Origin of the sequence: Pseudomonas rhodesiae, from assembly GCF_013285305.1 — a bacterium.
GTDB classification, from domain to species: Bacteria; Pseudomonadota; Gammaproteobacteria; order Pseudomonadales; family Pseudomonadaceae; genus Aquipseudomonas; species Aquipseudomonas rhodesiae.
Map to the genome: position 1 here is coordinate 3,418,506 of NZ_CP054205.1, position 23,748 is coordinate 3,442,253.

Consider the following 23,748-nt stretch of genomic DNA (forward strand, 5'->3'; position numbering starts at 1 on the left):
CACAGCCCATGCTACCCATCCGTCGCGATGTCCGTTTTGCCCTACCCGCCGAGCGCATCAAGGACTGGCACGCGCAAGGCCCGTTCGTTACGCACTTCTTCAACGCCCTGTCGCTGCTGTTTCCCCAGGGTGAGCTGTTTTTTATGGACAGCGTGCGCCACTACCGTCAGCGCATCGACGACCCGCTGCTGAAAAAGGAAATCCAGGGCTTTATCGGCCAGGAAGCCATGCACAGCCGCGAACATGTGGCCTATAACGATCTGCTGCAAGCGGCGGGCCTGCCGGCGCACACCCTCGACCGGCGCTTGAAATTCATCCTCGACTGGCAGAAAAAACACCTGCCGCCGGCCTTCAACCTGGCCGTGACCATCGCCCTGGAGCACTACACCGCCATGCTGGCCGAGATCCTGCTCAGCGACCCGTCGCGCTTCGGCCCCTCACTTAAGGGCTACCAACAAATGTGGTACTGGCACGCCCTGGAAGAAACCGAGCACAAAGCGGTGGCGTTTGACGTGTGGAATACGGTGATCAAGCCTGGGCCCGCGCGCTACCTGCTGCGCACCGGGACCATGTTGACTACCACGCTGTTGTTCTGGCTGGTGGTGCTGGATTTTCATGTGCGCTTGCTGGTGGCCGATCGCAAGGCAGGAGGCTTTTTCAAAGGCTTCTGGCGCATGCTCAAGTTTCTGTACGGCCCCAAAGGCGTATTTCCGCGCATGCTGGTGCCGTGGCTGCATTACTTCAAACCGGGCTTTCACCCATGGGATCACGACAACCGCGCGCATCTGGCCGGTATCGACGCGTTGGTCGAGGATATCGAACAGACCCGACGCCGCTACGAATCCGCCTAGGTCTGCGCCAGCGCCGCACGCTCGCGCACAAAGCCCTGCAATTGATCGCCCGGCAGCGCCTTGCTGAAATACCAGCCCTGGATAAACAGCTCGCTGCCGGTGTTCAGGAAGGCCAGTTGCTCGGCGGTCTCGACGCCTTCGACCACCACGCCCAGGTTCAGCGCTTCACAGAACCGCAGCATGCCCGTCAGGACCTGGGCGCCCTTGGGGTCGTGCTGGGCGACTACGAAACTGCGGTCGATCTTGATGAAGTCCACTGGAAACTGGTGCAGATAACTGAGGGCCGAAAACCCGGTGCCAAAATCATCGATATACACCTTGGCGCCAATCGCCTGGAGTTTCTGAATGGTCTGGCGGGTGGCCTGGATATCGCTGACCAGGGCGTCTTCGGTGATTTCCACGGAAACCAACCCGTGAGCCTGGGCCAGAATGCCGACCAGGCGTTCGCCGTAGGCGGCATCGGTCAAGGTCGCACTGGAGATATTGATAGTCATGGGCAGCGTGAATCCGAGCTTTTGCCACTGCTGGTATTGGCGCACGGCTTGGGAGGCTACCCACATATCCACGTCCGGCATCAACTGCGCCTGAGCCAGCCACTGCAGAAATTCCCAGGGCGAATGCACCGTGCCCTGGCCATCGCGGGCACGCATCAAGGCTTCGCAACCGGTGCACAGGCCGGTGCGGGTCGAGACTTGGGGTTGGAATTCCAGATAAAAATCATAGTCGCTGATCTGCTGGATGCGACTCAGCTCATTGGCCTGGCGTGCCAGGGTCTTGTGGGAGGCCAGCACCGGGTCGAGCTCACGCAGCCGGCCTTTTTCTTCCAGGCCACGGAAGGTCATGTCCAGCGACTTGAGGTACACCGTGCCGCCTTCACTGGCTTGGCGATACATGGCCCGCACATACGGCGCATAAACCAGCGTGCCCAGGCCCAGCAACGCCACCTGCAACCCGACCGCCGCCAGGTCGCCATGGGTGCTCAGATAAGCATTGAGCAGCACCGGCGAGGTGAACGGCACGCTGGCCACCGCCGGTGACACCCAGCCCATATGCACCACCCCCAGAGCCAGCATCGCGTTCGAGGCAGGTACTAACAGAAAGGGGATGAACAGCCGCGGGTTGAGGATGATCGGCAAGCCGAACAACAGTACCTCGCTGACGTTGAACAGCGACAACGGCAAACTCGCCACCGCCACCAGGCGCATGGACTGACTCTTGGAAAACAGCAGAATCGCCAGCAATAGGCACAACGCACTGCCAGAGCCACCGATAAAGGCAAAACTGCCGAGCAGACCGCTGTTCAACAGGTACTTGATCGGCTCGCCGGCCGCCAGTGCCGTGCCGTTGAGCACCACGGCCTGATCCAGCACATCGAACAGCGGCTGCATGGCGTACACGCCGTGAATCCCGAAGAACCACAGCAGCGAGTTCATCAACGTCACAAACAAGCCGCTGCCGTAAGGCGACTGCAGCGCATCCAGCACCTGCGGCCCCTGCAACTGCGCCACATAAGGCACCTGTAGCAGCAGAGACAGCACTATCACCAGAACCAGGGCGGTGATGGCGCCGGGCACCACCATATTGATGGTGCCGCGCAGGTTGTGCCCCACCAGGTCCTCATTGACCAGACGGGTCCAACGATAACGGTGCAGCCAGGCCACTGCCGGCACGTTCAATAGCGGCGAGGCGATGGCGATAAACAACACAAAGGTCGCCGAGGCTCGGGGGAAGTCACGCAGGATGAACGTCGCCACCACCACATGAGCCAGGCACAGAAAGGCAACCGGCAACTGCGGTAGGCGATGCTGGATTGCCAGCATGTAACCAATGGACGCTGCCACCAGCAGCGGGATGACCGAGCTGATCTGGTTATGCAGCCCAGCGAGGAACGCCACCACCGAGGGCTCAAACCCCAGTACCCGTGCCAACTCGGACAGAATCAAGAAACCGGCCGACACCAGCAGGCAGGGCAGAATCCACAACAACCCTTCGCGGATCGCCCGTAATGACTCAGTGCTGGCCAATGCGGCCAGGCGCTGGGTGAAGAAAAGTTTGGAGAGCGTTTGCACCATGACCCATCCCTCTGCCCATCGCATACGCCCTTTAAGGCAGGGCCCCGGAAACACGGGCTAACGCTACACGTCCTGGCATCGGGAGCGAAAGAGATTTGAAGGCTGGGCCTGCAATTTTATTGGCTGGCTGTCGCAGCATCGGTAAGTTTTCGCTGACGATTTATTGAACTTTCGGACAGGCAAAATTCCTAATCTTTCTTGAACGGGTACTATTGCCGGCTTTTGAGGCGTTATGGGCAGCCCGGTGAGGTCTCAGGCTGAGGTGCCCGTTCAGGGAACAGCGCCTGGGTGGTATCAGGTACCAAGGAGGTAAGCTCGAAATGCAACATAAGTTGTCGAATGCGATGCGCCCACTGCTGCTTAACGCAGCGTTGTGGTTAAGCGGTGTAGCGCTGCTGTTTTTGATCAAAGATGTCATCGAAGAGGTTTCGGGCCCCATTGGCGGAACCTGGATTGACCTGACGCTGGTACTGACAGCTTACTTGCTGTTCTTTATTCTCGATCCACTGCAATCCCGGGTGAACCGACACTTGCGCAAACGTGCCCGGCGCAGAAAGGCGCATCTGGAGGCGGGCTCCCGTGCTTGAATCCGACCCCGGCGACAATCACCGCTTAGCCCTCGAACGCTTTCAGGCAGCGCACCCGACGTTGGTCGCCGAGCTGGACGGTTTGAATCCTCTGGCCGCCCGTGCCAGAGGCGAAACCCTGGCCGAATACCGCGCCGAACGTTTGCACGAGGCCTTCGAAGCCGAAGCCGAGCGCCTGGGCCTGTTTGCCTGGGAGCTGACGCTCAAGCTCACCAGTGACTCTCCCGAAGCGTTCGAAGCCCAGCGCCTGGAAGTGCACAAGGAAGTGGCGCAGATGGCGGGCATGAGTTGGGCCGATTACTGCCAGTTGCACGACCTGCCCGGTTAAAGCCGCCGCTACACGAACCAGCACCGTCTGACGCCGGCCATGGCCTCGCGCAGCTGTGCCACCGTGACCTTTCGCTGCTCCGGCGTCCAATGCAAGGCCGAGCGCAACGCTGGCCAACACCGCCTGGGTAAGCCGCGCGGTCGGGGCAGCGGCTGGTCGGGCTGACGTGGCGCCGAGCGGCGGCCCTGGGCGAGTTCATAGACGACACACGCCGCGCCGTACAGGTCAGCCAAGGCCGACAGTTCCCCTCCCGCCATCAGTTCCGGTGCCGCGTACGCAGGCGTCCAGGCATTCAGACGGCTACGGCTCAAACCAGGCAACCCCGCCGCTTCTTGTGCCTGGCCGTGGCCCAGGCCGAAATCGAACAGACGCAACCCCTCGTCGCCCAACAGGATATTCGCCGGTTTTACATCGCCATGCAGAACGCCCTGCCGGTGGGCGTAGCTCAAGGCATCTAACAACTGCAGCGCCAGAGGCTGCAGTTCGCTCCACGGCAAACCCTCCGGACACTCCAACAGCAGGCGATCGAGGGTCACTCCCTGCAACAGCTCCATGGTGAAGAACGCCACTTCACGGACGGTGTCGACGTCGAAGGCGAACATCCGCACGACATGCTCATGTCGCAGGCTGCGGGTCAGGGCGAATTCGCTGTACAGCAACACATGACCATCCGGGGACTGGGCCAATGGCTCGCCCAGCAGTTTCAGGGCGACCCAGGCGTTGGCGTCGCCGAACGCCTCATGCAACAGGTCGCGAGCCCGATAGACCACGCCCATGCCGCCGGAACCCAATACGCGCTCAAGCTGATAACGCCCTGCCAGCACATCAGTCGGCCCCACCCCGGCGGTCATGGCTGAACCACCACGGCCGTCAAGTCATCCGCTGCCGGCCCACGCAGCACCTCGGTGAACAGCCGATCCACCACCTGACCGGGTGCGCCCCTACTCAGCGCGCGTCCCAAGGCGTCAAGGCCGAGGCCCTGATACAAACCATCACTGCAAAGCAAAAACACATCGCCAGGACGAGTACACAGCTCCAACACCTCCAGCGTCAGCGGTTGCCGCCCGCCCAGCGCACGGGTCAGAGACCTCGCTGCCGGGTGGGACTGCGCCTGTTGCCGGGTCAAGCGTTGCGTGTCCATCAGTTGCTGCTGCAAGGAATGGTCTCGCGATAGCTGATACAAGCGCTGCCCGCGCCACAGGTAGCAACGGCTGTCCCCTGCCCAGATGCAGGCCGCCCGATTGCCCTCCAGCAACAACGCCACAACCGTGCTGCCCATGATTGCGTACGGCGCGCGTGCATTGAGGGGCAACGCTCGGCCCAGCCGGCTGTCCAGTACCCGCAGACAATGTCGCACGGCCTTGAGCCGCTGGTCGAAATTGCTCTGGCGCGGCAGCGCGGCAAGGCTGCTGATCACCCACTGGCTGGCCACATCACCGGCGCGATGCCCGCCCATCCCATCGGCCACGGCCCAGCAACCGTGTTGCGGGCAATCGAGAAATGCATCCTCATTGCGCGCACGCGTCCTGCCTCGCTCGGTGCGCCCGGCGCTGCGGCACGGGTCGCGCAGTTGGCTCACAGCTGCTCCGGCAGACGGAAAGTTCGCCATGCCGCCATTTGGAACGGGCCCGGGTGGCGTGCGCTGCTGAGCAGGAAGTTGGCGCGCAGCCCCGCAAGATCGGCCTTGAGTACCTGGGCATTGCGACCATTGGCGGGCTCGCTTTGCATCAGATCCAAGAAGCGGAAGAACGACCAGGGCCCGCTGTTTTTCTCGATACCGAATGGCCGCTGGGCGCCACGCTCCAGCACCAGACTGCTGCGGCCGTTGTCTGCCTCTTCAGGCCAATGGAACGTCGTCGGCACGATCGGACCGTGGCGGTACTCCAGTTGCTTATCGCCGATACGCAGGACCGCGCGACTAACCGTCGGGTCCAGGCTGTAGGGTGCCAGTGTGAAACGAACGGCCCATTCGCCCTGCTCCTCACTGAAAAAACCCAGGCGAATCAGTTGAGCTTTGGCCAGTTGCTCCAGGGACGAGCGCGACATCGGCAGGCTGCGGCCATCCAAGCCGCGCAGCCGGAAGCGGCTGCCTTCGGTGCTTACAAAAGGCTTCAGGTAGCTCTCGTAAAAACGCGCCATGGCGCCCCTTGGCTTGAAGAACTCCTGAAAATCCCCCAGCGCGACCTCGCCCGCGGCTTGCGCATTGAAGGGGTATCGACGCTGGATAGCCTTGGCGTAGAAGCCATAGACCTCACTCTGATAGCGCTGATTGACGTGCACATACGCATCATCGAGCAGCAATCGCCAACTGTCGTCAGCGATAGCTTCGAGCCAGCCTTTGAGGGGCAGCGGCAGGCGCGCCGCTCTGTCGCGCAGTTGGCCTAACAGCGGCTGCTGCCCCTCCATGCGCTGCTTGACCAACTTGAACGCCGCCTGCTCCGTCGCCCCTTCGCGGTTCAGGGCGACCAATTGCAAGTGCCACTCGTGGAGCAGCCGCAAGGCCTGCAACCATTCGCCGTCGGGGTTGCGCTCGGCATCCAGCAACTGGTGCAAGGGCTCGAAGCGACGCAGCAACGCACGGCGAGCGGAGTCCGGCACCGCCTGCGCCTGGAGGCCGCTAAGCAACCCTGCGGCCGCCTCGCTCTGAGTCGAGGTACCGCGCTCGATGGCCTTCTGTACGCCACCAAGGCGCTCATGAGCCGTCGGAAAACGCGTGTGCTCATGCACCTGCTGCAACAAACGCACCAGCGGTGATTGCATCGAGGAGAGGCCCGCGAGTGTATCGACATGCTCTCGGAGGGTTTCGCTCGGTTCCAGACGGACGCGGCTCAAGGCACGGCTCCAAGTATCGGCGTACTCGCTGAAATAGCGTTGTTCCAGCTCCTGCATCAACTGCCGCATATCCATCGGACTAAGATCGCCGCCTTCACCGAGTACCCAGTTGTCCTGGACAATCCCATTGACCAGACGCTGGCCCTGCTTTTCAAAGTGCTGCACGTACTGTTGGGTAAAGAACCCCGGAATGAGGGGCTCGCCCACCGTCACCCCTGCCCCCTCCGCCAAGCGATAGGGTTCCAGATTGCGGGCCTGATCACGCAATACCCGATAGATCACACCCGCCAGCGACTCTCCGCGCAGGGCCTGGCGAGCCGCTGCCACCCGTTCGGCATTCAACGGCGATTCAAAAGATAGCCTAAGCAAATATGAGAAATGCGCGTTCAGCCTGTTCTGCGCCGAGCTATCCCCGCCATATAGCGCGGCCCACTGAGCCGCCACGCGCTCGGCCAGCCAGGTCGCGTCCCGACGCTCGGGCAAATTGAGCATCAGGTAGGCCCGCAGGTTGTCCATCAACTTTTCGCGGTCGTTCAGCGTGGCCTGCACCTGCGCTTCAAGCAACGCCGCGACCTCGGGCAATAATTGTTGGCGCAGCGCGTCCTCATAAGCCGTCACCAACACCGGGCGACTGCTCTCGCCCTGATACAGCCCAGCCCGTTCGATCCGGCGTGCATCCGTCACCGCGGGAAACACCTGGGTGGCAGCCAGCCGGCTGTCCAGCAGTGGCAGCAACGCCAGAGTGGCGTCCGAACCTGGTGTCGCCGGGGGTTGAGGCGCGATCAGCTGCACCAGTTGCATCAGGCGCTGATGATTGGCCGAATAACTGTGCGTCCACAATGCCCCACTGCCGACCACAACCCCTGATGCCGCCAATATCAGCAAGCCCTGACGAAGATGGAGGCGACGTCGCTCCGAGGTCTGCAACCCCGCAAGGCCGGCCTCGGCAAAAATCACCTGTTTGAACAAGCCTTGAACAAAATGGCCGCGCCTGTCAGCGGTTTCCGCACTCGTCAGATAGAACCCGCGCAGTCCAAAGATACGTTGGAAGCGATGAGCCGAGAACCCGGACTCCACGAACAGGCACAACCGCTCGGCGATTCGCGCGGCCTGCCGAGGAAAATCAAGCATGACGCCGCGCCGCTCGGCACTGCGCTCCTGGTGCAATCGCGGGATCAGCTCCGTGCCCAGACGCTTGAGCAAGGCTTCAAAGGCATCGCGTACCTGGGCCATCTCGGTACCGGTTTTACTGGCGGGCAAACGCTCTCCCAATACCGCTTGGGCGCTGTCCCCCTGAGGCGTATCGAAGAATTCGGCAAACCCCGGCAAGCGGTCAGCCTGGGTCAACACCAGATAAATCGGCACATCCATATGCAGCGTCTGGTGGATGTCCTGCAAGCGCGCATGCACATGACGGGCATGCAGATCCAAGTCGTGTTCGTTGCCGCCGAGCAAGGTGTCCACCGCCAGCGTCACCACCACGCCATTGAGCGGACGTGCCCGGCGCCGCGATTTGAGCAAGCCCAGCAACGTCGCCCAGCCTGCTTCGTCCACTTCACCATCGGGCTGCGTCAGATAGCGCCCGGCGCTTTCGACGATCACGGCCTCATCGGCCAGGAACCAATCAAAGTAGGCGGTCGTGCCTGAGGGTGGGTCGCTCCGGTCGAGCGGAAACCGCACGCCGCCGGCGGCCAACAACTGGCTTTTGCCACTGCCCTGTTCGCCGATCAGAAGGTACCAGGGCAAGTCATTGCGCCAACGTTCGCCATGCTCCCCATAACAGCGTGAGGTTTTCAGGGTTTGCAACGCCTCCTTGAAACGCCCGCGCACCTGCCGCCGCTCTTGGTCGATCAACACCTGACGTTGATGTCGCGCCTGGTGGTCCGGCCTGTCGAGCCATGCCGCGCGCCGCCCTCCCACTACCACCATCGCCAGGCCCCACAGCAGAAACAGCACGCTGATGCTCAGCAGACGTGCCGTGGCCCCTTGCCAGAATCGATAATCGTCCACCGCCAACAACGGCCCGAAACACCACACCAGCGCCGCCAGGCATAACACCAGCAGCAGGCTCCAGACCCAACTCTTGCGCAGCACTCTGCCCACGCCCGTGAAGAATGCGTTCATTGATTGCTCCCAGCGTTACATCGGCGCCCGCGTCTGATCCGGCGCCACGGATTGAAAGGGTTGCAGGACGGTCATGCGCTCGTTGCGCAAGACCCAGGCAAACCCGGAGTACACCACCAGCAAGCAGGCGACGGTCAGGACAACAACCCAGGTCGCCGAGATCATCCGCAACCGTGTGTCGCCTGCTCGCCCAGGCTCAACCGACGCCGCCGACTGCAGGCGTTCACCGCGCACGTGCCGGATCTGTCGATATAAACCATCGCGTACCGCTTCCAGTTGCGCCGCTCCACGCTCCATGACGCGATACTGGCCTTCGAACCCTATCGATAAGCACAGGTACATCAGTTCAAGCATGGCCAGGTGCTTGATCGGGTCGCGGGACAAACGCTCCAGCAACTGGAAAAATTTCTCGCCGCCGAAGGTTTCCTGATGAAAACGGCTCAGCAGGCTCATGGTCGACCAGTCACTGCGGGCACCCCACGCCGTCGTCACCACCGCCTCGTCAATCACACTGCACAGCACATAGCGGGCAGACATGACCTGACTCTTTTCCGCCCCCTCATGGGAGGCCCGCATTTCAAATGCCGAGACCCCCGCCGATAATCGATCGTTGAGGCTCTGCAAGCTCTCCCGGCCGGAACTGGCCTTGAGCTGCACCACCTGGGACAGCAGATCCCAGGCCGCCGTTACCAAAGTGTTGGGCCCTATATCGAAGCTCTGCACGCCCTGCAGGGCGGCCGAGTAGATCATGCGGTCTTCCAGCTGTTCGAAGCGTGGGGGCGTCGGGAAGTCCGTCAGCGCCCCCTGTGCCGGTTGGTTGCCCTCGCGGTCTAGCAGGACGGTTTTTTCGTCCTGCGGGTATTCACTGTCCATAGTCATGATGTTCAGTTCCTGATGGCCCAAAAGTTGAGTTCCAGTCCTGCGAACTCGCCGCTGGCGTGGAAGGCGAAGCCACCCGACTGCTCCAGGTGTGTGATGTCGCGGGCACTGAGATCGAGCATGAAATAGGTTTTGCCGGCATGGAACGGGATCTGCCGCGGCGCCACCGGCAGCGGCTTGAGCTTGATACCCGCCAGGTGCAGGTTGACCAACTCACGGATGCGCTCCACAGGGCCGATCTTGAGGTGCGCCGGCAGACGGTGGCGCAGTTCTTCCGAATCGCACTGCGCCTCGGCCGCCAGAATGAAGGTGGCGCAACCCAGCAGTTTGAGATCGCTGACCGGGCAAACCAGCACGCCGTATTGACGCGGTTGCAACGCGAGCTGGGTCGCATACTGCTCCAATACCCGCGACAGCGCCGTTCGAATGCCGTCCATCAAGCTTCGGAAGCTCTCACCCTGGTCGTCATGTCGGTACCGCCCCTGCGACTGCGCGCGCTTGTTATCGGTGCCGTATGTCGATAGCTCTCCGAGCAACGACAGCAACTGGCGATACACCGCTTCTGGACGGACCTGGGGCTGGCTCAAGTAGTGATGCAAGAGCAGTTCCGTACGGTTGATCAATTGCAGCATGAGGAAGTCACCTAACTGAGCGCCCGCCGATCCGCCATTACCCTGGACGCGCGTGGCAATCGCATCGCCCCGGGTAGCGAGTAGGCTGATCACCTCCTTGACGCACGACGCCACGTAGCCAGAACGCTGCAGATAGAGGAAGGTCGGTACGAAATCCGCATCCAGCGTCACGCCCCCTTCCCGCGTCGATTCCACAACCTGGGCCACCTGGAGTTTCACCAGCAGCGGATCATCGCGTTGCTCTCCCAACACCAATCGCAGGTCCGGGCGCGCGCAATGAATCTGGCAGCGCGAATCGGCACCCGCGTTGGAGTCGCCGACTTGAAGTTCACAGCTGACATACCGCGCAAGCACGTCGCCCTGCTCCGGGAGCCGCGCTTCGACCTGATTGCCGATCGCCAGCGGTAACGCCAGGTACACGGCCTGACCGCCGGCACCGACGGGAACCTGCAATACCAGCGGTTCGTCGGCACTGTCCAATGCAAACAGACTGCCGTCGGGAAACATCCCGCTGGCCTGGGTAAGCACCACCTTGCCCAGGTTGAGGTGCTGGGTATCGACGTGCAGCGTCAGGAATCCCCAACCGTCACTGCCCAACAGGCGTGTCTGATTGAGTTGCTGCTGGTAATAACGGTCGTTGTGCTGCAAGTGCTGAGGACGCAGCAGCATGCCTTCCTGCCAGATGACTTTATAGGCCTGCATTTGAGTTCCCCGACCGGCTGGCGAACGGATCCACAAGACGAATACCCGATTCGTCCAACGTCACTTCGACACGCGTGCGCTGTTGCGGGGCAACGGGCAACGCCAGCCGCCATTGCACATGGGGCAAATCCCGATAAGCGGCCAGCACGCCGACATAACGGCTCTGTGGCTCGATGCTGAGTTTGAGCGCCACCTGTTCACCGGGGCGTAGTTCCAGCTCCTCGGAGTTCACCCAGTCCTTAGGCAATGCTTGTTCAGCTCGGGCATACAGGCTGAAGAAATCGGCATTTTCGAACGCGACCGGATGGCGCAGCTCCAGCAAATGCACCACCACGGGGGAAGGCCGACCGTGCAAGTCCGGGTTCAGCGCTTCGCCGGCCGTCAATGTCAGGTCCAATTTGGTCAGGGTTGAAAACGGTCCTACATGACTGCAACCGCTCGACAGGCTCAGCGCCAACAGCATCAATGCAATAAAGGTTCGATACATAAATCTCATCCTGGGTACGCCGCATGCAACGTGGAAACCAAGCGCACCTGCTCCTCGTAGGCCTTGGAAAAATCGCTGTTCAACAGCTGTTCATCCAGGGGGAGCCCATCGACCAGATGTCGGTAGTGACGCTGATAGGCGCGCCAGCACGCGCCGTCGGTGGTGAACCTGGCCGGTTTACCTTCTCGCTCGAAGCACAGCATCAAATGGCTCGGCGCGAACGCCGCGAGCGCGCCGCGCACCGCCGCTCGACAAGCCACCACCAACGCCAACTGATGGACTTGTATCTCCCGACAGGCTTGAGCCAGCGCCAACTCGGCGGACAATTGACCCAGCTCGCCCGCGCCCAGCAATGCCGTTATGGTCGCCTGGGTATCGAGGCAGTCTTTCAGCGGGTTATGGCTTTTGAAGCCAGGCATGGCTGCGCCCAGGTTCAATTCATTGTTCAGCTCATCTCGAGTGCGCAGGCATTGCTGCATTCCCTCGACGGTTTGTCTGAACAGGCCCGCCACTTTGATCGCCAGCGCTTCGCAGGCCACGCTATCGAGCCCATCCATCCGCAGGCCCAGGGCGTCGCCAAACTGCGCCCAGAAGGCTGCCGGCAGCTCGGGCACGCTTCGGTCAGGTGGAGGGGGCGGCATGCGCTTGGAAGGTTGCGCCCATCTCGGCAGCGTCAGGTGATCGCGCTCCACGGCGCTATGGGCAAACGAACAGGTGGGCGTTTCTACACTGTGCGCCAGCGCATCCAGCTCCTCGCAAGACTCATCGCGCCGTTGCTCATGCGCCAAGGCGTGCATCGGGTCCAGTCCAAGAAATGCGTCATCTGGAATGGTGTCGGCGCAGGCCAGCGCCTGCCGGTCGTCCTGCGTCATCCAGCGCGGTCGCAAGTGCGCCCGAATGTCCAAGGCGCCCAGCTGATAGACCTCGCCGTCGGCGATCAGCCGCGCCTGCCCCTTCCTCAAACGCTCCATGCCGCCTGCCACGCCAATGCCATTACTGCTGACATCCGTCAGAAAGTACTGCCCATCTCGGTAGCCGATCAACGCATGGTGGCTGGAGAGCAACCGCGTCGCATCCGGAATTACCCAGTCGCATCCTGCGCCACGACCGATAACACCCCCGACGCGGTCAAACACCTTGCGCAGCGGCGCCTCACCGCTGGCGGTGTCACATACCTCGAACACTAATTGCATCGCTCGGCACTCCTTGCTCACTGACCACGACGCGTCGTTTGGGGGTCGCCCAGCGGACGGTAATCGGCATCATCAAAAACGTAGTTGGCGTTACAGCCGCTCAGTAGACACAGCACAAGCCCCCAGGCTTGCCACGGACGTAGAAGCATCAGGTTTCTCCCGGAAAATTCAGGTACGCGGTCGGACAACACATTCTTGATCGGCTCATTCAGCACTCCCCGCCACATCGCCACAGGGAATGTTCAGACGCGCAAGTCGATACAGCAGCGTGCGACGTGCCACGCCCAGCTCACGGGCGGTACGGGTCCGGTTACCACGGTTCTTGTGAAGGCAATCGAGCAGAAATACCCGCTCAACCCGCTCCAGGCGCTGGCGTAACGTCGCATCGACACAGGGCACTACCGGCTTCGGCTCCAGGCACAAGTGCGCCGGCAGGATCAGGTTTTCGTCACACAGCAATACCGCGCGTTCGACTCGGCATTTGAGTTCGCGAACATTGCCGGGGAACGGATGACCGGACAGTTGATCGAGCGCCGCACTCGACCATTGCACCGTTGACCGACCCAATGCGACACAGGCCTTTTCGGCGAAATGCCGCGCCAACAGCAGTACATCGCCATCTCGCTCGCGCAAAGGCGGCAGCTCGATGGGGAATTGCGCCAAACGGTAATAAAGATCCTCGCGAAATGTCCCCTCGGCCACCATGGCCGTCAGGTCGCGGTGGGTCGCGGCAATGATGCGCACATCCACCCGATGGGCCGCGCTGGCGCCCAGCGGACGGATTTCACCTTCCTGCAGCACCCGTAATAGCTTGGCCTGCAGCGACAACGGCATGTCGCCTATTTCATCCAAAAGCAAGGTGCCGCCATCGGCGGTATCGAACAAACCGATGTGGTTGCGCTCGGCGCCGGTGAAGGCGCCTTTGCGGTAGCCGAACAGCTCACTTTCCAGCAAGCCTTCGGGGAAGGCGGCACAGTTCTGCACCACGAACGCCTTGCCGTTGCGCGGGCCGGCGCTATGGATGGCGCGCGCCACCACTTCTTTGCCGGTGCCGGTCTCGCCGCTTAGCAGCACGGTGTAGGGAGCCTGCAAAACCTTGTCGATCAAACGACAGGTATCGGCCATCGCTTTGCTGGTGCCGATCAGGCCGTGAGTGCTTTGAGGGGCTCGCGCGCTGACCTGGTTCGTCGCGCGGCTGTGGGCAGGACGCACGCGGCGCAGTAAACCCAATTGCGTCAACGCAAAGCTGCCCAATTGCCCCAATGACCGGGCATAGTCCTGCAAGGGTCTGGGGCGCAGGCTGGCGCACAACAGCAAGCCTTCGAGGCATTCACGCTGACCGAACAGCGGTATACATGACAACGACTGCCACGGCGTCGCCATCGCCGGTAAGAAGCCGCTCTCGTAAACGCTACCACTCAGGTCATCCAGGTTCAGAGGGCTGGCTTGCTTGAGGACATACTGCAACAGCGGCTGATGCTGAACGTCGTCGCCGCATAGCCGTCCGCCTGGCGGCAAGGTACCCGCTAGGTGCTGGGCAATCAGCTCAAGCCGACCCGTCGTCTCGTCGTACTTATACAACTGGCTCAGTTCGCACTCGCTAAGCTGCGCCGTCGCCGCGGCACACAGCTCGGGCAAGCTCGCCTCGTCACTGTCGGTGCCCAGGCGCGTGAACCAGCCCAACAATGCTTCGGCATAAGCCAGGGGATGGGGCAGTTGGCTAAAGAGATTGTCCGTCATTGGCTGAACTCGCAGATCGGTTGTCCACGGTGGTCAAGATCGGCATGGACGCGCGACAGCGATTCACCGACGGCCATCGCCTCCAACAGACGGTCGACCATCTGTGGCATCAGATGGGTCTCGATCCATTGGTCGATATAGCGCGCGCCACTGTCGCTATGGCTGCAACGGTCAGCCATATGCGCGACCAGTTCCGCTGTATAGCTGAACGCCAGCCGGCGTCCTTCCAACCGCCGCCCGAGGCACTCCAGCTTGGCCCTGGCCAACTGCTGCAGCACATCGCCCGCGATCGGGTAATAGGGCAATACGCGCATGCGCGCCAACAGCGCCGGTTTGAAATAGTCACGCAACAGGGGATAGATCGCCGCGTGCAGCGCCTGCGCATCCGGCCGCTGGGCGCCGGAACACAGATCGGTAATGCAATCGCTGCCCAGGTTGGACGTCATCAGGATCAGCGTATTGCGAAAGTCGATTTCCCGACCTTCGCCATCGTTGGCCAGGCCCTTGTCGAAGATCTGATAAAACAGGTTCAGCACCTCCGGGTCGGCCTTTTCCACTTCATCCAGCAGGACGACCGAGTACGGTCGTTGACGCACCGCCTCCGTCAACACGCCGCCCTCGCCGTATCCGACATAACCGGGCGGCGCTCCAATCAGCCGAGATAGCGCATGTTTCTCCTGGTACTCGGACATGTTCAAGGTCGTGACAAAGCGCTCACCGCCGTAGAGCAAGTCGCCCAGGGCCAGGGCCGTTTCGGTCTTGCCTACGCCGCTGGGTCCCACCAGCAGAAACACACCGACCGGCGCGTCGGGCTTATTGAGGCCAGCGGCGACCGCTCTTAGATTACGATCCAGTGCCTGCACGGCAGGCTCCTGACCGAGGATGCGTGCACGCAGTGCCTGGGCAAACCCAGTGACCGCATCACTGTGCTCAAACGCCAGGCGTTCGACCGGAATCCCGGTCCACGCGCTGATCACTTCGGCCACCAGGCGTGGGCAAACCTCAAGATGAACCAATGGCTGCGGGCCTTGCAGTGCAGACAATGCGCGTCTCTGTTCGCCAAGTGCCTGTTCCAGGGCGTCGACGCCCTGCCCTACACGGCGAGCGTCCTCCAGGTGCCGGCGCAGAGTCAGTGCCTGTTCCGCGCACGCGCGCTGTTCGAGCCAACGCTGCTCCAATGAGTGCCGCTCGCTCTCTACTGCCGCCAAGCGAAGATCCAGCGCGTGCAAAGCCTGCGTATCCACCGGCACCCCGGCATCCCTGTCGCGAATCCATGCCAGGCGTTGTCGGGCGCCTTCGGCCAGATCCGCCTCCAGACGCTGCAACGCCTCAGGCGCGCAAACCCGGCTGATCCGCGCACGCGCGCAAGCGGTATCCAGTACATCCACCGCTTTATCGGGTAGCTGTCGACCCGCCAGATAACGGGCACTCAAGTGTGCCGCCGCCACGACGGCGTCGTCACGCACGTAGACCCCATGGCTGGTTTCGTGCACCGGCACTAGCCCACGCAGGATCGAAACCGCCTGTTCGACGCTGGGCTCACCGACATGGACAGGCTGGAAGCGCCGCGCCAGGGCCGGGTCTTTCTCGAAGTGACGCTTGTATTCGGACCAGGTGGTCGCGGCAATGGTGCGTAGCTCACCGCGCGCCAGCGCCGGCTTGAGCAGGTTGGCGGCATCAGCCCCACCTGCTGGGCCTCCCGCTCCCACCAGGGTATGGGCTTCATCGATAAACAGAATAATCGGGCGTGGGGATGCATTGACCTCCTCGATCACCCCCTTGAGGCGCCGCTCGAATTCACCTTTGATGCTGGCCCCGGCTTGCAGCATGCCCATGTCCAGGGTCAGCACGCGCACATCCTTCAACAGTTCCGGCACTTGGCCGCCGACAACGCGCAGGGCTAGTCCTTCGACAATTGCGGTCTTGCCCACTCCGGCTTCGCCGACCAATAGCGGATTGTTCTTACGTCGGCGCACAAGGATGTCGATCAACCGGCGAAGCTCATCATCCCGACACAGCACCGGGTCGATGCGCCCGGATTGCGCCTGGTGTGTCAGATCGTGGGTAAACCGTGCCAGGCAGGACTCGTCAGCCAATGCAGGCGGGGTTTCAACGGCGCGACTCGACACAAACTCAAGCACACGCTGCGTATCCACACGGCTCAACAGCTCTTGGTAAGCACAGCCGGCATGCTGCTGCGGATGCTGCAGCAGCGCCAATAGCAGCGCGGCGTGATCCACCTCGGTTTGATGCAATTGCAAGTGGGCAACGAGCAATGCCTGCTGCAACCATTGCACCAGCGCCTGGGCGAATACCGGATTACGTGACGCGTTTGCCTGCGCTTTTGGTTGCAAGATGGCTTGCAGCTCGCCGACCTCGACACCAACGTCGGCCAATGCCCGTGCCAGAAGGCAATCGCTGTGCTCCAACCAGGCCAATAGGTAGTCCTCTACCAAGACCTCATGGCCACCCCGTGTGACACATCGCTCGGCGGACCGCTCCAGATCTCGCCGTGCCTGTGGGGCCAATGTGCGGATAAGTTGTTGCAGGTCTACATTTATCATCTTTGCTGATCCCCTAATGTGCGTCGCTGGCCACGATGAGCACACCGTCAGCACAGTCGTGCGCGAGCCAGCTGGTCCATCCCAGCCGGCAGACGTTGTGTTCGCCGATGTGCAGCGGCCTGATCTCTTCTTTCGCAAGCACCAGGCGCAAGTCGTATTCCAGCGGATCGCGCGCAGTCAGCCGTATCAACGAGCACAGCTGCGGATAGTCCGCGCCAGTGGGTAAAAAACCGTGAAAGCGCTGCCAGCCCAGGTTGTGCACATGCACCCTGAATTTGCCGCCACGGTCGGCGACACGACTGCCCAGCACGTTGTCCTGGCCCAGCACACTGTTGGCGACGCCTAGCTGGTTTGTCTGGCATTGAGCGATCGCCACCGAGCGCTCAACCCATTGCTCGATCCACAAGCGGCTGTGCTTGAAGTAGTAACGCAGCACCGTTTCGATCAAGGCCGCCGAATGGGCTCGCAAGCCAAGCAGTCCCAGGTAGGGCAACAGCCGCTTGCAGTCCAGTTGGGCGGCAGCGCGAATCGGCTGGCCCCTCAAACCGATCAACGCAAACATCTGCTCGGAAAAGGCGTCCCGTGCCCCTGTCTCGAAACAGGTGCGGTAACGATATTTACGCCAGATCCCCAGCATCAGTCGCTGCAATCGATGGTGAAACAGATCCAGAAAATCGCGGGTTGCATCAGCGCCTTCGGCGCATGCCTGTTCCGCGTAAAACGCAGGCAACGGCGATCCCGCGCCACATAGGCCCATGACGTTGAGGCGAAGACGGGCGCGCAATTGACCCTGCTCAACAAAAAACTCCAAGCGATCAATATCGTGAGCGGGAAACCCCAACCCTGGATTGGCCTGAAACTCCAAGCGCTCATACAACGCGTCGTCATCCAGCAGCGGGTGCACATCGCGCAACTGCTCGATCACCCGAGCGATCGCCTGGAACAGCGAGTACTCACGGATGACTCGGCTCAGTTGCTTTAAAGCAGGGGCTGTTGGCCCATCCGGATTGGCCATTGGTACACGTCTCCTTGTGTGCTGATGACTCGTAGTTCGTGGTAAGCATTGAGGCTGGCGTACAGCGTGAAGAACTCATTGAGTACCGACGCGAACATAAAAATCTCGCCGGGCCCCAAAAAGCCCTGGGCGTCGACGGTCAAGTCGATTCGCACGCCGCGAAACGGCATGCCGCGATGCAATCGGTCGCCCCCCGTGTGCTGGATGGAGCGCAATGCGTCCAGCTTTCTCTGACTGATTTTTTGCGCCTGCCGATCGTGGTAACGCGGCAGGTCGTAGGTTTGCAGGACGACCTTCAGCGCACTGATGTCGCTCAACGACAGGTAGTTGAGCGACATGTTGCTGATCAACCGCCAAAGAAAGTCCTGATCCAGCGGCGGCGCAAAACTCTCGGTCGGCGCGCAGATATTGCGAAACGACAGGCCTTCGGGAGTTTGTTCGCAGGGCTGGTTGATTGCCCCCGCCTTGAGCGACCGAGGCACGTTGTGATTGGTGCACGTCAGCTCGACCGAGAGGGTTTCCTGGCTTTGCCCCACGCCATTGCCAAACCCCAGCCAGGTATCGAGACCGCCGTGATGTGCGGATGCGCGTTGGCGAATGCTGTAGCAGGGTGAGCCCTCGTTGGCGTCGTGCTCGAAGGATTCAAACGGCACGTATGCCTGATACCCCAACCCTCCGGGGCGCCACCCGGTCACCCGGTCAACGGAAAACACGTCGGCATTGCCCCGCTTGTATTCTCCAGGGATCAGCAAGTATTCATCCTGTTTGCCATCCAGGCGGATCGGAACCGCGTCATGTTCAAACAGGTTGACGATGGGCGTGCAGTACAGCTTCACGTTATCCAGCGTAGGTTGCTGGAGTTGCGGGCAACGACCGCTCAGCTCAAAACGCAGCGTCACACCGCACGCTTGCTGGAGGGCTGCGGTCGGCAACGTCTGCAGTACATCCAGCCCAACCAAATCGACAAACAGATACTTGTCGGGAAAGGCAAAATATTCCTGCAGGTGACGGTATCCGCGAAAGGTATTGGGCGGATAAGGGATCAGTGCATGCTCTTCAGCGAAGCCTACGGGTTGTACGCTCTGCGCGCTAATTCGCAGCGACAGATCCTGGCCATTGCCGCCATCGATTCCAACGCCGTCGCGACCGAACGGCCGTAACTCGATGCCGTCCAAATGACGCAGCAACCCCAAATACAGGCCTTGACTGATATACCGGTCCCCGGCCAGATGCAGGCGCAGTCGGTCAAATACGCACGCGCTGAAATTCCCCTCTCCGCTCATGTCCAAGCGCAAGCTCAACACCGCCCGCTCGCCCTGAACGTTGTACTCCAGGGCGCTCAGTTGAAACGGCAGAACCTGAGTGGCGTAACAAGTTCGGAAACGGCAGCGCTCACCGTCGACCGGTTCGCTCTCCACAGGTGTATCCCGCGCAACGGTCACGCCGGGGCCGGCATGTCGCAGCGGGTCGAATTGGAGGATGCTGAACGCCGGCAGCGGTCGCATATAGTTGGGCCAAAGCAAGTGCATCAGCGAATGCGTCAGCTCGGGTAACTCGTCATCCAACTTCTGCCGCAGGCGACCGGTGAGAAAAGCAAAACCCTCCAGCAAACGCTCTACGTCCGGGTCCTTGCCGGTCTCTCCCAGAAATGGCGCAAGCGCCGGGTTGCGCTCGGAAAAACGCCGGCCTAACTGACGTAGCGCGCTGAGTTCGCTCTGGTAATAGCGGTTAGCGGACATCGGCATGGACCTCGCTACGACCGGCGTCGCCAAGCCGCGCAGTGAAGGTGACGGGCTTCGTGACACCGTCAACACTCAGCGTGGCTTCAATGGAAAATGCCAGGGCCAATGGTTCCTGATCACGGGGCAAGACGCGCACCAGGACATTCTGCAAGCGCGGCTCGTAGGTCCGGATAAAGCGCTCGATCAGTAGTCGCGACCGGCTCAGGGTTTCGTGCAGGCTCTGGTTCATATCGTTGAGGTCAGGCAAGCCGTAATCCGGCAGCGTTTGGACGCTGCCGGCGCGGATGCTGAGCATCTTGCCCAGATGGGCCGCGACAGAACTCGCACAGCATTTTGAGTGAGGTGCGGAGCGATCAAGACGCTCGAAAAGGCGTTGGTTGCGCATCATCCCTGGCCCCGATTCATTCTTTGTCGAGCTTGCCGACCAGGGATAAGGTGAAGTCCGCGCCCATGTATTTGAAGTGCGGTCGCACGCTTAGATTGACCCGATACCAGCCGGGCTCGCCTTCAACGTCACTGACAACGATACGGGCCGCGCGTAACGGCCGCCGGCCACGCACTTCGGCACTAGGGTTTTCCTGGTCTGCGACGTACTGGCGAATCCACTTGTTGAGCTCCAGCTCCAGGTCGGTGCGCTCCTTCCACGAGCCCAACTGCTCGCGTTGCAGGACCTTCAAGTAATGAGCCAGGCGGTTGACCACCATCATGTAGGGTAACTGAGTGCCAAGACGGTAATTCAGCTCGGCTTGCTTGCCCTCGGCACTGATGCCGAAGTGCTTGGGCTTCTGCACGGAACTGGCGGAAAAGAACGCGGCGTTGTCGCTGCCCTTGCGCATCGTCAGAGCAATGAAGCCCTCTTGCGCCAGCTCATATTCTCGACGGTCGGACACCAATACTTCGGTGGGAATCTTGGTCTCGATTTCGCCCATGCTGTGGAAGTGATGCAACGGCAGATCCTCCACCGCGCCGCCGCTTTGTGGGCCAATGATATTGGGGCACCAGCGGAACCGCGCAAAGCTGTCGGTCAGGCGCGTGGCAAACGCATAGGCGGTATTGCCCCACAGGTAGTGCTCGTGGCTGTTCACCACGTTTTCCCGATAAGCAAAGGTCTTGACCGGGCATTCGAGGGGATCGTAAGGCGTACGAAGCAAGAAGCGCGGGACGGTGAGCCCGATATAACGGGAATCCTCGCTCTCGCGAAAGCTCTGCCATTTGGCGAACTGCGGGCCTTCGAAATGATCCTTGAGATCCTTCAGGTCAGGCAGGCCGGTGAAGCTCTCAAGGCCGAAGAACCCCGGCCCGGCCGCGGCGATAAACGGCGCATGGGCCATGCAGGCCACACTGGACGCGTATTGCATCAGTTTCACATCGGGAGCGCTGGGCGCCAGGAAGTAATTGGCGATTATCGCGCCCACCGGCTGGCCACCAAACTGACCGTATTCAGCGCTGTAGATATGCTTGTAGAGCCCCGATTGCGTCACCTCAGGCGAATCTTCGAAGTCGTCGAGCAGGTCCTGGCGCGAAACGTTCAACAGTTCGATTTTGATGTTTTCGCGGAAATTGGTGCGGTCGACCAACAGTTGCAAGCCCCTCCACGCGGATTCCAGTGCCTGGAATTGCGGATGGTGCAGAATCTCGTCCATTTGCAGGCTGAGCTTTGTGTCGATCTCGGCAATCATTCGATCGACCAGGCGCTTCTTGACCGGTTCTGCGCTGTTCTGAGGCTTGATCAGTTCTTCGATGAAGGCCGATACCCCGCGCTTGGCGATGGCATAGGCTTCGTCGTCGGCGCTGAGTAATGTTTGGGCAATAATGTTGTCGAGGATGCTGTGTTCTTCGGTGGCGTTGACCGAGGTCTGTATCGCTTGGCTGTTCATGGCGTCAGTGTCCTTTTACTGAAAATGTCAGGCGGGTTGGCTGCTCAAGCCCAGTTCCGCCAATACCCGTGCGCGGGACTCGTCATCGGCCAGCGCCTGTTCGATGGCTTTACGAAAGCTCGGCGTGTTGCCCAGAGGTCCCTTGAGCGCCACCAATGCCTCACGTAGAGCCATGAGCTTCTGCAACTCCGGAATCTGCTCCACCAGATGGGCGGGGTTGAAATCCTTCATCGAATGGATGCGCACCTGAATCCCCAGCTCCTCGACATCCGCGTCGTCCTGAAGACGATTGGGGACGTTCAGCGCCAGGCTCAGCGCCTGGTTGGCCAAGACTTCGTCAAGGCTGTTTTTGTCGATCGCGATAGGCTTGCGATCTTCGAGCTTGCGCGCGTCTTCGCGCTGGGTGAAATCTCCCAGCACCAGCAGTTTCAACGGCAGTTCGACTTCTTCCTGGGCAGCGCCGATGGCAGGTTTGAAGGTGATGTTGATGCGTTCCTTGGGTGCAACCGAACCTTCTTTGGCCATGGTGTTTCTCCTTTTTTCGAGTGGCTCGAAAGCCTATTCAAGTACCGCTTCGAGATCGAAGAGGCACAGCCTGCGGTGGGTGTCTTCCTTGCGCTCGCGTACGGCATGGCTCTGTGGCAACAGGTCACAGCAGCGGTGCAACAGCTGCGTGACGTGGACAGCGAGTTCCGGCTCCCAGCGCTCCAGCCCCGTTCGTTGCAACTCGAGGTCCAGATGGTCGAGCTGGATCTTCGCCAACTCATGTTTGCCCGCCTGCACGCACAGCCGGGCCTGTGCCAGGCGCCAGTGAAAGCGCTCGCGGTCGCTGCGAGCTCCATGCAACCCCCGCTTGAGTTCATGCACGACGGCCTTGAGCCCATCTTTGCGCAGCCTGGGCTGCAGGGCCTGCAAGGCGACTTCCCAAGGCGCCTCCTCGACGGCCTCGCACGGCGCCTCGGGCGGCCGCAGGTGACGTAAAACCTGCGTGGCGATCCAGTCCCGTGTGCCCGCATCGGCAAATGGACTACCGTCGTGGAAGCGAAACTCAGGCAGGTTCGGCAGGCGCTGCAGCAGCAGGGCAAAATTCACTTCCAGTTCAGTCATGGCCAGCTCGGCCTGCAGGGCTTCCAGGCATTGCCAGACCATGTGTAAGCCGTCGAACCAGAACATCGCGCCGGCCAGACTGGCCTCAAGTTCCAGCAGCAGATCGGCGTAATGGCCTTGGGCAAAGCGTTCGTGATGGCGTTTGAGCTTGTCCGGTGCTGGGCCGCGCAGCGCGGTGATGCGCTCACTGTCGGCGTCCGGATAGCTGAGCAGGGAGAGCCACATCAGCGTGCGATTAAGGCGCAAGGCACGCAGGTCGGTAGCGTTCTGGCGCAACCACCAGGCGCAGAGCGGACGGGCCTGCTCCTGCAATGCTCGCAGCCACTTGTGCGCATCCTTCTCACTCTCCAGCACCGGCTCAGGCTTGATCAGTTGTGTCGTGGCCTGCTTCACCTGGGCTATCACGCCGGTCAATCCTGTGGCCGGCGGTTGGCTCTGCGCGGCGCGCTCCAACTGCTGGGTCAATTGCCTGCAAATCGGCAATAGCAAAGGCGCGTCCTCTTTCAGATGACGGCTCAACAGCTCATCCAGGCCCTCCAGCTCCTCAACGACCGCACGAAAAAGCGGCTGTTGGTCCTGGAGGGCCAAGTGGCGCGCGAGCAATGCCTCCAGGCGCAATACCAACCACTGAAACGCAGCGGCACGGGTGCGCGTTTTTCGGGGATACACCTCCGACCAATGGCACTCACAGAGAAGGCGCAATAATTTCAATCCGGCCAGCAAACCAGGAAAGGACTCACGCTGATGCAGCGCCCAGGCCAACCAGACAGCCACGCGAAGATCCTTGGATTGTTCCCTTAGCAGAACCTCGGCGGTTGCCACGACTTTCTGCCAGTCCGGCTGGCACGCACCATGTATGGATTGGGCCTTGCCCAGCTCGAATTCGAGGGTTTCATACTCAGTTGAAAACCGCACATCGCCGCCCGCAAAATTCGACTGCGAGCAGGGAGCTTGCGCAAGCTCCAAATAATAAGTACAAAACTTTCCTGAATAGACCATTTAGGACCATACGCAAC

Annotated in this window: 20 protein-coding genes; 3 read left to right on the forward strand and 17 right to left on the reverse strand. The window is 61.1% G+C overall.

All coding sequences use genetic code 11. The features are described from left to right. Positions 1-8 precede the first annotated feature (8 nt). On the forward strand, positions 9-851 hold the full coding sequence (locus HRH33_RS15360) for a metal-dependent hydrolase (protein WP_034138377.1): 843 nt from the start codon (positions 9-11) through the stop codon (positions 849-851). Here HRH33_RS15360 and HRH33_RS15365 read toward each other — a convergent pair. Continuing rightward, positions 848-2,923: a PTS sugar transporter subunit IIC/EAL domain-containing protein gene (locus tag HRH33_RS15365; protein WP_167417701.1), complete on the reverse strand. Its 2,076-nt coding sequence runs from the start codon at positions 2,921-2,923 to the stop codon at positions 848-850. The genes HRH33_RS15360 and HRH33_RS15365 overlap by 4 nt on opposite strands. 320 nt (positions 2,924-3,243) lie before the next feature. Between HRH33_RS15365 and HRH33_RS15370 the strand changes: the two genes are divergently transcribed. Together HRH33_RS15370 and HRH33_RS15375 are read left to right on the forward strand one after the other, a co-directional pair. Continuing rightward, complete coding sequence (locus HRH33_RS15370) at positions 3,244-3,510, forward strand: hypothetical protein (RefSeq protein WP_034138379.1); 267 nt, start codon at positions 3,244-3,246, stop codon at positions 3,508-3,510. Continuing rightward, positions 3,503-3,838 (forward strand): DUF6388 family protein, encoded by a 336-nt coding sequence (locus tag HRH33_RS15375; RefSeq protein WP_167417700.1) that lies wholly within the window; start codon positions 3,503-3,505, stop codon positions 3,836-3,838. Before HRH33_RS15370 ends, HRH33_RS15375 begins: the two co-directional genes overlap by 8 nt. A gap of 8 nt (positions 3,839-3,846) precedes the next feature. Here the strand turns inward: HRH33_RS15375 and HRH33_RS15380 are convergent, their stop codons facing one another. Genes HRH33_RS15380 through tssA form a run of 16 tightly spaced genes read right to left on the reverse strand, consistent with a single transcriptional unit; the run spans position 3,847 to position 23,731 of the window. Continuing rightward, positions 3,847-4,689 carry a serine/threonine-protein kinase gene (locus HRH33_RS15380; protein ID WP_167417699.1) on the reverse strand — a complete coding sequence of 281 codons (843 nt, stop codon included), beginning with the start codon at positions 4,687-4,689 and terminating at the stop codon, positions 3,847-3,849. Further along, positions 4,686-5,417 carry a PP2C family protein-serine/threonine phosphatase gene (locus HRH33_RS15385; protein ID WP_244962425.1) on the reverse strand — a complete coding sequence of 244 codons (732 nt, stop codon included), beginning with the start codon at positions 5,415-5,417 and terminating at the stop codon, positions 4,686-4,688. The genes HRH33_RS15380 and HRH33_RS15385 overlap by 4 nt, the downstream gene beginning before the upstream one ends. Then, on the reverse strand, positions 5,414-8,794 hold the full coding sequence (gene tssM, locus HRH33_RS15390; RefSeq protein ID WP_167417697.1) for a type VI secretion system membrane subunit TssM: 3,381 nt from the start codon (positions 8,792-8,794) through the stop codon (positions 5,414-5,416). The genes HRH33_RS15385 and tssM overlap by 4 nt, the downstream gene beginning before the upstream one ends. A gap of 15 nt (positions 8,795-8,809) precedes the next feature. Continuing rightward, positions 8,810-9,673, reverse strand: coding sequence for a type IVB secretion system protein IcmH/DotU (gene icmH / locus HRH33_RS15395; protein ID WP_425326809.1), 864 nt, complete (start codon positions 9,671-9,673; stop codon positions 8,810-8,812). 5 nt (positions 9,674-9,678) lie between these two features. Beyond that, positions 9,679-11,007 carry a type VI secretion system baseplate subunit TssK gene (gene tssK, locus HRH33_RS15400; protein WP_167417696.1) on the reverse strand — a complete coding sequence of 443 codons (1,329 nt, stop codon included), beginning with the start codon at positions 11,005-11,007 and terminating at the stop codon, positions 9,679-9,681. Further along, positions 10,994-11,494 (reverse strand): type VI secretion system lipoprotein TssJ, encoded by a 501-nt coding sequence (tssJ, locus tag HRH33_RS15405; protein ID WP_034138384.1) that lies wholly within the window; start codon positions 11,492-11,494, stop codon positions 10,994-10,996. The genes tssK and tssJ overlap by 14 nt, the downstream gene beginning before the upstream one ends. A gap of 5 nt (positions 11,495-11,499) precedes the next feature. Next, positions 11,500-12,687 carry a type VI secretion system-associated FHA domain protein TagH gene (gene tagH, locus HRH33_RS15410; RefSeq protein ID WP_167417695.1) on the reverse strand — a complete coding sequence of 396 codons (1,188 nt, stop codon included), beginning with the start codon at positions 12,685-12,687 and terminating at the stop codon, positions 11,500-11,502. 17 nt (positions 12,688-12,704) lie between these two features. After that, positions 12,705-12,836: a type VI secretion protein gene (locus HRH33_RS26430; protein ID WP_080758744.1), complete on the reverse strand. Its 132-nt coding sequence runs from the start codon at positions 12,834-12,836 to the stop codon at positions 12,705-12,707. 55 nt (positions 12,837-12,891) lie between these two features. Continuing rightward, positions 12,892-14,427, reverse strand: a complete 1,536-nt coding sequence (locus HRH33_RS15415) for a sigma-54 interaction domain-containing protein (RefSeq protein WP_167417694.1) — start codon at positions 14,425-14,427, stop codon at positions 12,892-12,894. Continuing rightward, complete coding sequence (gene tssH / locus HRH33_RS15420; RefSeq protein ID WP_167417693.1) at positions 14,424-16,991, reverse strand: type VI secretion system ATPase TssH; 2,568 nt, start codon at positions 16,989-16,991, stop codon at positions 14,424-14,426. Before tssH ends, HRH33_RS15415 begins: the two co-directional genes overlap by 4 nt. Positions 16,992-17,004: 13 nt before the next feature. Further along, positions 17,005-18,006, reverse strand: coding sequence for a type VI secretion system baseplate subunit TssG (gene tssG / locus HRH33_RS15425; RefSeq protein WP_123479956.1), 1,002 nt, complete (start codon positions 18,004-18,006; stop codon positions 17,005-17,007). Further along, positions 17,970-19,745, reverse strand: coding sequence for a type VI secretion system baseplate subunit TssF (tssF, locus tag HRH33_RS15430; RefSeq protein ID WP_167417692.1), 1,776 nt, complete (start codon positions 19,743-19,745; stop codon positions 17,970-17,972). The genes tssG and tssF overlap by 37 nt, the downstream gene beginning before the upstream one ends. Continuing rightward, positions 19,735-20,136: a type VI secretion system baseplate subunit TssE gene (gene tssE, locus HRH33_RS15435; RefSeq protein ID WP_094066673.1), complete on the reverse strand. Its 402-nt coding sequence runs from the start codon at positions 20,134-20,136 to the stop codon at positions 19,735-19,737. The genes tssF and tssE overlap by 11 nt, the downstream gene beginning before the upstream one ends. A gap of 13 nt (positions 20,137-20,149) precedes the next feature. Further along, the gene (tssC, locus tag HRH33_RS15440) at positions 20,150-21,625 is read right to left on the reverse strand and encodes a type VI secretion system contractile sheath large subunit (protein ID WP_034138391.1); all 1,476 of its coding nucleotides are present in this window, start codon (positions 21,623-21,625) and stop codon (positions 20,150-20,152) included. A 27-nt stretch (positions 21,626-21,652) separates the two neighbouring features. Further along, a complete protein-coding gene (gene tssB / locus HRH33_RS15445; protein WP_034138392.1) occupies positions 21,653-22,150 on the reverse strand; it encodes a type VI secretion system contractile sheath small subunit in 498 nt (165 codons plus the stop codon). Between the two features lie 33 nt (positions 22,151-22,183). Further along, positions 22,184-23,731 (reverse strand): type VI secretion system protein TssA, encoded by a 1,548-nt coding sequence (gene tssA, locus HRH33_RS15450; protein WP_167417691.1) that lies wholly within the window; start codon positions 23,729-23,731, stop codon positions 22,184-22,186. Between the last annotated feature and the right edge of the window lie 17 nt (positions 23,732-23,748).

What these genes read in the sequence shown, in the direction of transcription:
- HRH33_RS15415 (WP_167417694.1), bottom strand. Translation starts at nt 14,427, where the DNA reads ATGACGGACAATCTCTTTAGCCAACTGCCCCATCCCCTGGCTTATGCC.
- HRH33_RS15370 (WP_034138379.1), top strand. Translation starts at nt 3,244, where the DNA reads ATGCAACATAAGTTGTCGAATGCGATGCGCCCACTGCTGCTTAACGCA.
- tssE (WP_094066673.1), bottom strand. Translation starts at nt 20,136, where the DNA reads ATGATGCGCAACCAACGCCTTTTCGAGCGTCTTGATCGCTCCGCACCT.
- tssH (WP_167417693.1), bottom strand. Translation starts at nt 16,991, where the DNA reads ATGATAAATGTAGACCTGCAACAACTTATCCGCACATTGGCCCCACAG.
- HRH33_RS15380 (WP_167417699.1), bottom strand. Translation starts at nt 4,689, where the DNA reads ATGACCGCCGGGGTGGGGCCGACTGATGTGCTGGCAGGGCGTTATCAG.
- tssF (WP_167417692.1), bottom strand. Translation starts at nt 19,745, where the DNA reads ATGTCCGCTAACCGCTATTACCAGAGCGAACTCAGCGCGCTACGTCAG.
- HRH33_RS26430 (WP_080758744.1), bottom strand. Translation starts at nt 12,836, where the DNA reads ATGCTTCTACGTCCGTGGCAAGCCTGGGGGCTTGTGCTGTGTCTACTG.
- tssG (WP_123479956.1), bottom strand. Translation starts at nt 18,006, where the DNA reads ATGGCCAATCCGGATGGGCCAACAGCCCCTGCTTTAAAGCAACTGAGC.
- tssM (WP_167417697.1), bottom strand. Translation starts at nt 8,794, where the DNA reads ATGAACGCATTCTTCACGGGCGTGGGCAGAGTGCTGCGCAAGAGTTGG.
- tagH (WP_167417695.1), bottom strand. Translation starts at nt 12,687, where the DNA reads ATGCAATTAGTGTTCGAGGTATGTGACACCGCCAGCGGTGAGGCGCCG.
- tssC (WP_034138391.1), bottom strand. Translation starts at nt 21,625, where the DNA reads ATGAACAGCCAAGCGATACAGACCTCGGTCAACGCCACCGAAGAACAC.
- HRH33_RS15365 (WP_167417701.1), bottom strand. Translation starts at nt 2,923, where the DNA reads ATGGTGCAAACGCTCTCCAAACTTTTCTTCACCCAGCGCCTGGCCGCA.
- HRH33_RS15360 (WP_034138377.1), top strand. Translation starts at nt 9, where the DNA reads ATGCTACCCATCCGTCGCGATGTCCGTTTTGCCCTACCCGCCGAGCGC.
- tssJ (WP_034138384.1), bottom strand. Translation starts at nt 11,494, where the DNA reads ATGTATCGAACCTTTATTGCATTGATGCTGTTGGCGCTGAGCCTGTCG.
- icmH (WP_425326809.1), bottom strand. Translation starts at nt 9,673, where the DNA reads ATGACTATGGACAGTGAATACCCGCAGGACGAAAAAACCGTCCTGCTA.
- tssA (WP_167417691.1), bottom strand. Translation starts at nt 23,731, where the DNA reads ATGGTCTATTCAGGAAAGTTTTGTACTTATTATTTGGAGCTTGCGCAA.
- tssB (WP_034138392.1), bottom strand. Translation starts at nt 22,150, where the DNA reads ATGGCCAAAGAAGGTTCGGTTGCACCCAAGGAACGCATCAACATCACC.
- tssK (WP_167417696.1), bottom strand. Translation starts at nt 11,007, where the DNA reads ATGCAGGCCTATAAAGTCATCTGGCAGGAAGGCATGCTGCTGCGTCCT.